General features: G+C 30.2%; 9 protein-coding genes and 1 tRNA gene. 2 read left to right on the plus strand and 8 right to left on the minus strand.

Annotated features, from left to right (window positions below; all coding sequences use genetic code 11):
- Nucleotides 1-14 precede the first annotated feature (14 nt).
- Nucleotides 15-112, minus strand: a tRNA-Sec gene (locus tag FBF06_RS08345).
- Between the two features lie 139 nt (nt 113-251).
- Between FBF06_RS08345 and yedE the strand changes: the two genes are divergently transcribed.
- Together yedE and yedF (FBF06_RS08355) are read left to right on the plus strand one after the other, a co-directional pair.
- Nucleotides 252-1460 carry a selenium metabolism membrane protein YedE/FdhT gene (yedE, locus tag FBF06_RS08350; protein WP_002851361.1) on the plus strand — a complete coding sequence of 403 codons (1209 nt, stop codon included), beginning with the start codon at nt 252-254 and terminating at the stop codon, nt 1458-1460.
- A gap of 3 nt (nt 1461-1463) precedes the next feature.
- Complete coding sequence (yedF, locus tag FBF06_RS08355; RefSeq protein WP_002851188.1) at nt 1464-1691, plus strand: sulfurtransferase-like selenium metabolism protein YedF; 228 nt, start codon at nt 1464-1466, stop codon at nt 1689-1691.
- 15 nt (nt 1692-1706) lie between these two features.
- Here yedF (FBF06_RS08355) and putP read toward each other — a convergent pair whose 3' ends face one another.
- The 7 genes from putP to fdhD all read right to left on the minus strand — a co-directional run bounded on the left by putP (nt 1707) and on the right by fdhD (nt 12255).
- A complete protein-coding gene (gene putP, locus FBF06_RS08360) occupies nt 1707-3176 on the minus strand; it encodes a sodium/proline symporter PutP (protein ID WP_211160158.1) in 1470 nt (489 codons plus the stop codon).
- Nucleotides 3177-3193: 17 nt separating this feature from the next.
- Nucleotides 3194-6682 carry a proline dehydrogenase family protein gene (locus tag FBF06_RS08365; protein WP_052796064.1) on the minus strand — a complete coding sequence of 1163 codons (3489 nt, stop codon included), beginning with the start codon at nt 6680-6682 and terminating at the stop codon, nt 3194-3196.
- Between the two features lie 130 nt (nt 6683-6812).
- A complete protein-coding gene (gene selD, locus FBF06_RS08370) occupies nt 6813-7835 on the minus strand; it encodes a selenide, water dikinase SelD (RefSeq protein ID WP_079460391.1) in 1023 nt (340 codons plus the stop codon).
- A gap of 9 nt (nt 7836-7844) precedes the next feature.
- Nucleotides 7845-8417, minus strand: a complete 573-nt coding sequence (yedF, locus tag FBF06_RS08375; protein WP_052796063.1) for a sulfurtransferase-like selenium metabolism protein YedF — start codon at nt 8415-8417, stop codon at nt 7845-7847.
- A gap of 110 nt (nt 8418-8527) precedes the next feature.
- A complete protein-coding gene (ccaA, locus tag FBF06_RS08380) occupies nt 8528-10630 on the minus strand; it encodes an aspartate chemotaxis receptor CcaA (RefSeq protein ID WP_002860695.1) in 2103 nt (700 codons plus the stop codon).
- Between the two features lie 112 nt (nt 10631-10742).
- Nucleotides 10743-11480, minus strand: coding sequence for a winged helix-turn-helix domain-containing protein (locus FBF06_RS08385; RefSeq protein WP_002822570.1), 738 nt, complete (start codon nt 11478-11480; stop codon nt 10743-10745).
- Nucleotides 11473-12255, minus strand: a complete 783-nt coding sequence (fdhD, locus tag FBF06_RS08390; protein ID WP_002900981.1) for a formate dehydrogenase accessory sulfurtransferase FdhD — start codon at nt 12253-12255, stop codon at nt 11473-11475. Before fdhD ends, FBF06_RS08385 begins: the two co-directional genes overlap by 8 nt.
- Nucleotides 12256-12298 lie beyond the last annotated feature (43 nt).

Raw genomic sequence — 12298 nt, forward strand, 5'->3', positions numbered from 1 at the left:
ATTTTACTTAATATTGGCGAGAAGATGAGAGAATCGAACTCCCCAAAGAATAGTCAACTATCCTTTCATCTGATTTGAAGTCAGTGGCGATCACCAGATACGCTAATCTTCCAAAGTGATAATTATAGCGATTTTTAATGAAAAACAAAATAAATTTATCAATATTCTTTTTGACTTCATATTAAATTTAAGCTATAATCTCACTCTTTTTTAGCATCAAGTTTTGATGATTACATTTTTAGGATCTTTCTTTGAATTCTTTTAAACAAAAATATTTAATCAATTTTTGGGACAATTCCCGTTCTATGATTGCACTTGGAATTTTAAGTGCAGTGTATTTTGGGATTTTTGGTGGCGTTTGGGCTGTTACTGGAGAAATGACACGTTGGGGTGGCGAGTTTTTAGAGCTTTTAGGTATGAATTTAGATGGATATTCTTATTACCAAAAGCAAAATTTAAATGGAACCCCTTTAACAAGAACTGATGGTATTATGCTCATAGGTATGTTTATAGGTTGTTTAGTAGCCGCACTTTTAGCTAACAAAGTCAAATTTCGTCTACCTGCTAGCAATATAAGAATTTTTCAAGCAATAGTAGGTGGAATTCTTTCAGGATATGGAGCAAGACTTGCATTTGGATGCAATTTAGCTAATTTTTTTACAGGTTTACCTTATTTTTCTTTACACACTTGGCTTTTTACTGTTTTTATGGTTTTAGGAATTTATCTAGGAGTGAAAATTTGCAACACTTCCTTTTTTAAACCTAAAGCTAAATTAGAACGTGTAAATAAAGAAAACTTGCCGTTAAACAAGCAAAGTTTGCGTACAAAATTATATTTTAACTTAGGCATATTGCTTTTCATAGCCTTTTTAGTTTGGGTGTTTTATCTTGTTTTTACAAATGGCAATATCAGCACACAAAACAAACAAAGTCTTCTAGCTTTAGCACTGATTTTTGGTTTTGTTTTTGGCTTTGTTATTTCTAGAGGGCAAATTTGTTTTACTTCTTGCTTTAGAGATTTATTTTTATTTGGTAGAGATAATGCTATAAAAGGCGCATTAATCGGTATGATTATCGCCTCTTTAATCGCTTTTGCTTTTATCTTGCAAGGTCATACTAGCAAACTCATAGAACTTTCTCCTGCTGTAGCTGTGGGAGCATTTTTGTTTGGTTTTGGTATAGTTTTTGCCGGAGGTTGCGAGTGTGGTTGGACTTATCGTGCCTTTGAAGGACAAAGTCATTTTATAATAGTAGGAATTGCAAATATAATAGGAACTATGATTTTAGCTTTAAGTTATGACTTTTTACCAAAAGCTTTTAAAGAAGGTATAAAAATCAATCTTTTAACTGAATTTGGCAATTTAAATGGATTTTTTATCAACCTTATTTTATTCATCTTAATGTTTGTTTTTGTAGTATTTTACAAAAAACACTTTTTTAAAAATCAACTTAAAGGATAAACAGTGAAAATTACTTATAGTTTAAATTTACAAGGTGAAGCTTGTCCTTATCCTGCTATAGCAACACTTGATGTCTTACCTAAGCTTAAAAGTGGAGAAATTTTGGAAGTGCTTTGCGATTGCCCACAAAGTATCAATTCCATACCTCAAGATGTAAAAAACCGTGGTTTTAAAGTGCTTGAAATCGATCAAAGTGGACCCACACTAAGATTTTTAATCCAAAAGCCTTAAAAAAGGCTTTTATTCTCAAAGCTCTTTTAACATCTTTTCATAAGCTGCCTTAGTTCCAGATCTTACATTTGTAAACAAACTTGCAATAATAATCACCACCGAAGCTACTAAAAACCCTGGAACTATTTCATAAAGACCTGAATTTGCAAAATTCTTCCAAAGCACCACAGTAGCAGCTCCTGTTATCATACCTAAGATCGCTCCTACTCTTGTCATCCTACTCCAAAATAAAGAAAAAAGCATTACAGAACCAAAAGAAGCTCCAAATCCAGCCCATGCATAAGAAACTATACTCAAAACACTTGAGTTTTTATCAGTAGAAATCAAAAACGCTATTACAGCTACCAATAAAACACCTAATTTACCTAAATTTAATACAATATGACTTGGTGCATCTTCTCTAAAAATCTTTTTATAAAAATCTTCCGCTATAGTAGAACTTGAAACCAGCAATTGTGAACTTGCCGTACTCATAATAGCCGCTAAAATAGCACTGAGTAAAATACCTGCTATCCAAGGATTAAATAAAAGCTGCGACATCACGATGAAAATCTTTTCAGGATCTTGCAAACTTAATTCAAATTTATGCACATAAGCTATACCTAAAATACCTATCATACAAGCACTTAAAAGACAAACCGCCATCCAAGCAATACCTATAAAAGTGGCCATAGGAATATCTTTAGTAGAACGAATCGACATAAAACGCACTAAAATATGTGGTTGACCAAAATAACCCAAACCCCAAGCAAGTGCAGATATAATGCTTACAATTCCTACTCCTTCGCCCATAGATAAAGCTTGTGGCTTTATTTCTCTTGCTATATTCATCGCTTCACCAAAACCACCTAAATGATAAAGCATAACCAAAGGTACAATAATTAAAGCCATCATCATTAAAAGTCCTTGTATCATATCCGTCCAACAAACCGCCTTATATCCACCTAAAAAAGTATAAGCAACAATAATAATCGTTCCAGTAGTTAAAGCATAATCGTATCTGATACCAAAAGTACTTTCAAAAAGTTTTGCTCCGCTTACAAGCCCTGATGAAACATAAAAGGTAAAAAATATCAAAATTACCACCGCACATACAATGCGCAGTATATGTTTATCATCATCAAAACGAGTTTCAAAATAATCAGGAATAGTCAAAGAATTTGCAATCACACTGGTATAAATTCTAAGTCTTTTTGCCACAAAAATCCAATTTAAACTAGCTCCTATAGTAAGCCCAATTGCAATATAAGAATCTATAAAACCACTTACATATAAAGCTCCTGGTAAACCCATTAAAAGCCAACCACTCATATCAGAAGCCCCTGCGCTAAGTGCAGATATCACAGGCCCCATAGTACGCCCACCTAGAAAATAATCCTCTGAATTTTTATTTTGCTTATAAAAATAAAAACCTATATAAAGCATTAATAAGGCATACACTACAAACATCACTGCTATTGGGGTATTAATTTGAACCACTTCCATCAATCTCTCCTTGATCATTAAGATATTGCTCTAATGCCTAAATTTCCATAACGATGAAAAGATATACTTAAAGCTTTTTCATTAAAATAATTTAAAAGTTCAAAACGACCATTTAATAATGGCTTTTCTCTTATAATGATTTTAGCAAGCTTTGCAGCCTCTTTATAAATCTCATCATTTACATCTGGCTTTGCTAAATAACGCACTCTTTCATATTCTTTAATACTCTTGATAAAATTTTCTTTATTTTCTTTTAAAAACAATACTTTTGCTCCTATGCTTTGAACAATTCGTTCTATCATACTAACATCTTGTTCATCATAACTGATACTTAGATCAATATTTGCAATATTTGCACCTAAAACCACACCTAAAACATCTTTTAAGCTTTCATTTCCACAAAGTCTTAAAACCATATTCTTTATTTTAGTATAAGAAAAAAGATTATCTTCTCCACGAATATTGACATAATCTTTTGAAACACTAAACTCGTTTTTATAATGATAAGCATAAGATTGAGACATTTTAATTAAATTGTTTATAAAATCTTGTGCTTCTTTTAAATCTATTTGTGCTAATTTTTTTGAAAATTTATCTTCAATTAAATGATCATCAAAATCTTCTTGCTTAATCTCTAAAAATTGAGTGATATAATTATAAATTCCCACTTTTCTACCCAAACCTATAGCTGATTTTTTAATCCCACCAAAAGGTTGACGCAGCACTATAGCCCCTGTGGTTGGTTTATTGATATAAATATTTCCTGCTTCTATGTGAGTGTGAAAATACTCCCATTCTCTTTCATCTAAGCTTTCAAAACCTGCAGTTAAACCATAACCTGTGGAATTTACTATATCAATAGCTTCTTTTAAGTCTTTAGCCTTCATCACACTTAAAATCGGTACAAAAAGTTCATTCATATGAGTAAAATCACCCTTTTTAGTGCCATATTTTATGCCTGGAGTCATCAAATAAGGATTATCCTCTAAAAACTTAGGTTTTAATGCCCATTCTTCATAAGGTTGTAATTCATCTAAGGCCTTTTGAACTTTAGAACTTGGCTTATCAGCTAAAGTACCTAATTTATTTTTAAATTCAAAAGGATTGCCCACTGCCATAGAACTCGCAGCATCCACTAAAGTCTTTTTAAATTCTTCATCATGATAAACCTCTTCTTCTAAGACTAGCAAAGAAGTAGCTGAACATTTTTGACCGCTATTGCTAAAAGCAGAATGAATGATATTTTTAATCGCACTATCACGATCAGCAAATTTAGAAACTATAGTCGCATTCTTTCCGCCAGTTTCAGCACTTAAAAGCAAGGTTGGATTAGCTTTTAACATGGCATAAGCAGTATCCTCTCCTCCTGTAAGAATTGAAAATTTAATCGCTTCATCAATAAGTAAATATTTAGAAATATCACTTCCTTTTGAAGGTAAGAAAATCAAAGCATCTTTTGGAATACCCGAATCCCAAAAACACTTACAAAGCATATAACCTGTTAGAGTTGAAAGTGAAGAAGGTTTGTAAATCACCACATTACCTGCGGCTAGTGGTGCAGCTATAGTACCTACTGAAATTCCTATAGGAAAATTCCAAGGAGCTATGGTAACCCCTATACCTTTAGGTGTGAATGTAACTTTTGGATTTTGTTTTTTAAGCTCTTCTAAAGAGTGCGGATAAAACTCTATAAAATCAATAGCCTCGCTTACTTCAGGATCGATCTCTAAAAAGGTTTTGCCCACTTCTAAAGCTGCCAAACCTATCAAATCCCCTCTTCTTTCTCTCATCAGTTTTGCACTTTTGGCTAAAATTTGATAAATTTCATCATGACTTTTTTGTGTAAATTTGGAATTTTTAGCTACTTCTAAAGCTTGTTTGATTTCTTTTTCTCCTGCTAAATAAGCCTTTCCTATAACTCTATCTTTGATCTTATCTTTAACTTCTAAAACATTTAAATTTTCTGCTTTAAAATCAAGTTCGCCTATAACAGGATAAACATCATAATCTTTTAAATTTTCATATTTAGTTTTAATTTCTTTAGCCCACGCTCTATTTTGTGCTAAAATAAAATCCGTATCGCTTTCATTGCTAAATTTTTTACTTTCATAAGAACTTATGATATTTGATTCTTTATTTCTATCTTGCTTACGATGTGTAGTATTATCAAGAGTTTTTATGCCTTCTAAAGATTTTAAAAAAAGTTCTTTTTGGATATTCCAGTTCTTATCTCCTACTTTAAGATTGAAAAAATAACGCATAAAATTATCTTCACTTGTATTTTCATCAAGGCGTCTTACAAGATAAGCAATGGCATTGTTAAAATGTGCTTCATCGCAAACTGGGGCATAAAGGATTAGATCATGCATTTTAGATAATTCATAAGAACATTGCAAACTCATACCTTCAAGCATTTCAAAAGTAAAAGAATCCAAAGCACCCACTTCACTTATGCGTGTATAAGCATAAGCAATCTCAAAGATATTATGACTTGCAATTCCTATGTTGATGTATTTATAATTATCTCCTTCAAGAATAAAATCAAGCATTTTATTATAATTACTATCAGTATCTATTTTTTTGTAAAAAGTAGGAAGCTCCCAACCCCTTTGAGACGCAATGGTTTCTTCACTTTCCATATTAGCACCCTTAACAAAACGGATCTTAATAGGCTTCATACCTTTTAAAACCCTCTCTTTTGAAAAAACAAAAAGTTTTTTAAGATACTTATAAGAATCAGGAATATAAGCTTGCAAAACAATCCCTGCTTTAATATCAAATTTAGCCACACTTTCCATAAAAGCTGCAACGGTGAGCTCTAAATCCCTAAATTCTTCCATATCAAGATTGATAAATTTAGATACACCTTGTTTTTTCTCTTCTTCTAAGGCTAAAGCATAAAGATAATCTAGTCTTTTTACGACCTCTTCTTTAGAATAATTAAAATCTATAATATTAATTTGTGAAAAAATAGTAGTAATTTTTATGGAAATATAAGTGATATAGCTTGATTTTAAGGCTTCTTCGTATTTTTGCATACGATATTTACTCTCAGCTTCACCTAAAACCTCTTCGCCGATTAAATTCACATTTAAGGTAATTTTATCTTGCTCTTTTCTTTTCTTAATATGTGGTTCTAAAACACTAGGATTTGCATCTAGAACCATAGCTTTAGTATCTTCTCTTAAATGTTTGACAAAAAAAGGTACACTTAAATTAGGAGCAAATTTGCCAAAATTTAAAAAGCTAAAAAGTAGGAATTTTTCAAAAGTGCTAAAAAAATCCGCTATGCCATATTTACTCAAAGTATATTCTATAAGCTCAAAACTTGCATTTTTATCTTTACATCTAAAAGAACGATCTAAAAGCTCTATAAGCATAACTTTATTTTTGGGATTATTAAGAAGTTTTTGCATTTTAGCATGAAATTCTTTTTCAGAATTTGAAATATTGGCTTCTATTTGTCCTTGTAATTCTTCAGCTAAGGCTAAAGCTTTTTGTATCATTTCATATCTCCTAAGATAAAATAAATTTTAATAAATAATATATAAATAAGATAAAAAATAATATTTTAAATCATAGAAAATGTATAAAAAATGATAAAAAAAATTTTAATGGGTATATAAGTAACAAAAATTAAGAAATGATAATATCATTTTCTTGCTTATTTACAACCTTAGCAATAATTTTAGCTTGAATATTTTCATCTTCTAGTTTTTTTAAACATTCTAAGGAATCTTTTTCACTTATAGAAATTAAAAGTCCTCCTGAAGTTTGTGGATCACAAAGTAATAATTTTTCTTCATTTAAATCAGGGGTAAGTTCTTTTATAAATTCTAAATTTTTATAAGCTCCAGCAGGAATTAAACCCATATTAAAATACTCTTTTACTCCATCTAAAAAAGGAAGTTCACTTTCAAAAATTTCAAAAGAAATATTTTTATTTAGCATTTCTTTTAAATGTCCTAAAAGTCCAAAACCTGTAACATCACTCATGGCACTTGGATGAAATTTAAGAGCAATTTGACTGGCTTTATAATTTAACTCCATCATGTTTTTAAGCATTATATCTAAATGTTTTTGATTTAACATTTGCGCCTTTAAAGCTGTACTTAAAATTCCTGTTCCTAAAGGCTTGGTTAAAATGATACAATCTCCGATTTTAGAAGTATTATTAGCAATAAATTTACTAGGATGTACTTTTCCTGTAACACTAAGTCCAAAAAAAAGCTCGGTGCTTTCTATAGTATGGCCACCCACGACTAAAGCATTACATTCTTTAACTTTATCATTTGCACCTTCTAAAAGCTCTTTTAAGATGTTTAAATCATGATTGCAAGTATCAAAACCTACTATATTTAAGGCATTAATTACCTCTGCACCCATAGCAAAAACATCGCTTAAAGCATTTGCTGCAGCAATAGCACCAAAATGATAAGCACTATCTACTATAGGAGTGATAAAATCAAGCGTTTGCACCAAAGCTAAATCGGGACTGATTTGATATACGCTTGCATCTTCATTATTTCCGATATCACTAAGTAAAGCAGGAGTTTTTTGCATGAAATTTAAAATTGTTTTAAGACCACCCGGGCTTAATTTCGCTGCTCAGCCTGCTGCTTTAACAAAATGCATTAAATTTTGATTTTTATATTGCAGTGTTTTTCCTTATAGAGTAATGATTTTTGCTTTACCAAAAAGCTCGTTTAAAATTTCATAAGCATTGCCTATATTTCCTATTTTAAGTTCTTTGCTTTTATTAAAAAATTCTAGACAAGCTCCACAACTTATGATCTCAATACCTAAATTTTCAAGTTCTTTCATAGCTAAATGTGCTTTATGATTTTCATCAACATTGATTAAAACACTTTCATTTACGCAAAAAATTTTACTTGGAGCATGATCTAAATTTTTTAAGGTACTTAAAAATCCTACAAGTAAATTTTGTCCCAATTCACCCTCACCCACTTTGTCGGTTTTTAAAAATAAAACATTATAATCGTGAATATTTACTTTACTAGAATCAAAATTCTTTTTTTGTACTTTGATGCAAAACTCTTGTGCATTTTCATCTACAACAGGGGTTAAATTTAAAGAGTTAAGAAATTTTACAACATTATTTTTTGAAATAATAGAATTTAAAACAATTTCTAAAATTTCATTTTCTTGAAGTTTTTCAAGAGCGTTTTTTGTTTCAACTATAGGCTGAGGACAAGATAGATTGCGACAATCAATTTTCATTATTTTTCCTTGATATTAGCTTTGAAAAATAATATTATTTTATTACTTGTTTTGTGTTTAAAAATTTTAAATAATATAGAAAAAATTTAAAAGCTCAAAAATGAGCTTTTTTAAAATCTTTTTTTATTCACATCTTCAAGAATTGCCGCAGCAATTTGATTGACTTCATTTGTTATATTATTGGTGACATTTGCAACTTCGACATTTTCCTTAGTTACAGTTTCAAGTTGTGCTATAGCATCGTTAATCTGTGTGATTCCTGCTGTTTGTTCTTTTACAGATTCTGCTACTTCATTTACGCTTTGAACAAGTATATTAATATTTGCCTCGATTTCAGATAAGGATTTTCCTGTTCTTTCCGCAAGCTGTCTTACCTCATCTGCAACAACTGCAAAACCACGCCCATGTTCTCCAGCACGTGCAGCTTCAATAGCTGCATTTAAAGCAAGAAGATTCGTTTGCTCAGCGATATCTTTAATCACATTGACAATATTTTTTATATCATCAGCTTGTGAAGCAACCTCAACTGTTTTTCCACTTACATTTTGCATAGAAGAATTAATCTCCTCCACAGCTGCAGCCGATTGTTCTAAAGAACTCGCTTGTGCATTAGAGCCATCAGCAAGTTTTTGCATAGAATTTTTTAACTCTTTTGACTGATTGGCTAAATCTTTAGCAAAATTTGAAGAAGCCAAAAGCATCTTTTTAATTTCTTTGCCTAAAATATTAGTTGTAATCTCAACTTCACCTTTAGCATTAAATACTTCTGTACTAAAATCAAGAGCCTTATAACTATCAAAAACTCTATTAATTTCATTCATATTAGAACCAATTTTACTTTGTAAAACATCAAGCATCCTATTAAGAACATTTTTAAGTTCTACTAATTGAGGATTTATAGGATTTTTAGTAATTCTTGCAGTTAAATTACCCTTTTCGATTTCTCTAGCAGTTTGCACCGATTCATCTACAGCATTTTGATCTTGTTCTAAAGATATTTGAATCTTTTCAATATTTTCATTTATGATTCTTCCCATTGCTCCTAGCTCATCATTAGCACGAATTTCAATAGCCTTAGGTTCAATTTTTTCATGATTTAAAAAACGGAAAAATGATTCTAAAGAACTAAGAATCACAGGCAATCTAGATGCGACAATTTTTCTTACGCAATAATAAACCACTCCTAAAACAACAAAAATAAAAATAAAAGATGCACCAAGAATAATTAATTGTAATTTTTTTAAGGGTTTAAATACTGAATATTTAGGAGCAGTTACCAAAACCGCCCAAGAACTATCTTGCACTTTAAAACTATTAATCGCAGCATAAGAATCATCACCATCAGAAGCTATATAGTTAAAAACTCCATTTTTTCCTTCACTTATGGCCTTATAAGTTTCTTGTGCACCTTTATTAGGATTGATATCTTTTAAATTTTTTAAAACTAGATTTTTATTTGGATGTATCGCCATAAAACCATCTGAATTTAAAAGAACTCTTAATTCACCATCATATTTTTGACCTTTAGGGTCTAAAAGATAAGTAGCAATATCTGAAAAATCTAAAGTCATGCCTATGACACCTACAACTTGATTTTTTCGATCAAAAATAGGCATAGCAACATTTACAGCATCAAAATCTTGACCTTCTAAATTCATCTTAATAGGACGGCCTATATATACTTTATTTTCCCCATATTTTGCTTTTTTTAATATATCTTGCACAACTTGCAGATTAGCTATTTCATCACTAGCTTGTATTGCTTTTATTCCGCCTTTATTATCCTTTTCTTCATCAGCGTAAAGCATAACAAATTTTCCACTTTGAGTATTAAAAAATTTACTCTCTTCTTTAAAGTATTCTGGCGGATCAATAAGATATAAATAAGTAAAATTAGAATAAGCACTATTATCAAAAGTATTGGTTATAATATTTGTTATATTGTCTATATCTAAATCTTCTTTAGAGGTTGATCTAAACATTTCTGTTAAAGTACCTGAAATACTTTTATTTAAAGCGATCATTTCCCCAAAAATTCCTTGAGTTTGAGTAGCATATTCTTTCGTGATAGAAGCAAGAATATCTTCTGTATTTTTGGTAATATTTTGACTTACTTGTTTTGTGATTAATGAAATTAAAATAACAAGTCCAATAACAACAACAGCTGCCACAGAAAAAATAAGTTTTAAACCTATATTTAAAGATTTAAACATCTTATAACTCCTAAAAAATAAAAAATTTAGATTCTAATTTTAACATATTTTTAAAAAAATAATATTAATTAATTATAAAAAAATTATGTATTAGTATTTTTTGATAGAAGATTTATTTTTTTCCTTTTAAAAACAATTCTTTAAAGCGTTTATTAGCGTATTCTTCTATGTCTTTTTGCAAAATAGAGTAATTTTCCATCAATTCCATAGCTCTAGGAGTAAGTTTTGTTCCTGATTCTTTAGAGCGTCCTTGTCTTGTGCTAACTAAAATTTCTTGAGAATTTTTTTGTAAGGTTTGTAAATGCATCCAAGCTTTTTTATAATTAATCCCCATAAGTTTAGAAGCATGTAATAAACTACCTGTTTGTCCGATAAGTTCTAAAAGTTCTGTTTTTCCTCGACCAAAAAGCAAATCTCCATCCGCATTTTCAATCCAAGTTTTTGTTCTTACTATAAATTGCTTACCTTTTTTTTCTTTAAAACAACCAAGTTGACAATACTTTACATCAACCTTATAAGTTTTTAAAGCTGAACGCATACTTTTAAGTCCACAACCTTCTTTAGCAATATCTCTTGCATCTTTACAAAAAATTCTACGCTTTTCATCTAAACTAGGTTCTATTTTTTTAAGCACTTCAATCTTTGCTTTTTCAAAATCTAAATGTCCAAATTGCCCCAACTCGCAATTATCAATTCTCATGTGATTTTCATCGGCTAATTGTCCGATTTTTTCTATATTTATATTAAATTTCTTTGCAATTTTAAAAGCCGTACCACAATCTAATTTTTCATTGCTATTTAACAATTCTCTCATATATGAGATGATTTCTTTTTCTTGATTTTTATCCATGAATTCTAAATTCTCCACTATAAATATTGATCTTATTTTCTCTAGCAAAACCACAAAGCGTTAAATCAAATTTTCTTGCTATCATAACCCCTAAACAAGTAGGAGCCGTGCGTGAAACAAGCACTGGAATTTTATGCATAACTGCTTTAGCTACCATTTCAGAACTTAGCCTTCCACTAACCATTAAAAAACATTGACTTAAATCAATCCCAGCTAAACGTGCTTTTCCTAAAGCTTTATCTATGGTATTATGTTGAGCTATATCTTCACCTATAAAAAAAGTTTTCTCATCTACAAAAAGCTTAGCCGTATGCACACAGCCTGTTTTCTCGTAAAGCTCGCATTGAGTATAAAAAGTACTCATTTGTTTTAAAATTTCATCTTTGCTAAATTTTGCATCAGAACTAATTTTACTCGCTTCAATAGCTTCTGGATCGATATTGGCAGTATGTGCTCTACCGCAACCACTTATAACTACACCTTCAGCATTAAGCTTTGCTAAATTTTCTTTATCAATCTTTGCTTTAATATGCACACTCATACCATCATCTTTTGTTTCTATGCTCTCAATATCGCTTACTTTCGCAATGATATTTTCACTCATTAAATATCCTATTGCTAATGCCTGTTCATCTACAGGAGTTGCCATTAAAGCACCTACTTTTTCATCATTAATAAAAATTTCAAGCTTAATTTCACGCACTAAAGTATCATTGCATGTAAAAGATTCATCACCTTTATATTTTAAAATTTGAGTTGTAAATAACGGATCCATACCTTATCCTTTAAATATCTTTAAATAATATTATATCAAAAAA

The organism is Campylobacter sp. CFSAN093227 (assembly GCF_012897855.1).
Taxonomy (GTDB): domain Bacteria; phylum Campylobacterota; class Campylobacteria; order Campylobacterales; family Campylobacteraceae; genus Campylobacter_D; species Campylobacter_D jejuni.

Excerpts from the sequence above, each read along its gene's own strand:
- putP (WP_211160158.1), bottom strand. The coding sequence starts at position 3,176 with ATGGAAGTGGTTCAAATTAATACCCCAATAGCAGTGATGTTTGTAGTG.
- FBF06_RS08365 (WP_052796064.1), bottom strand. The coding sequence starts at position 6,682 with ATGATACAAAAAGCTTTAGCCTTAGCTGAAGAATTACAAGGACAAATA.
- yedF (WP_052796063.1), bottom strand. The coding sequence starts at position 8,417 with ATGAAAATTGATTGTCGCAATCTATCTTGTCCTCAGCCTATAGTTGAA.
- ccaA (WP_002860695.1), bottom strand. The coding sequence starts at position 10,630 with ATGTTTAAATCTTTAAATATAGGTTTAAAACTTATTTTTTCTGTGGCA.
- FBF06_RS08385 (WP_002822570.1), bottom strand. The coding sequence starts at position 11,480 with ATGGATAAAAATCAAGAAAAAGAAATCATCTCATATATGAGAGAATTG.
- fdhD (WP_002900981.1), bottom strand. The coding sequence starts at position 12,255 with ATGGATCCGTTATTTACAACTCAAATTTTAAAATATAAAGGTGATGAA.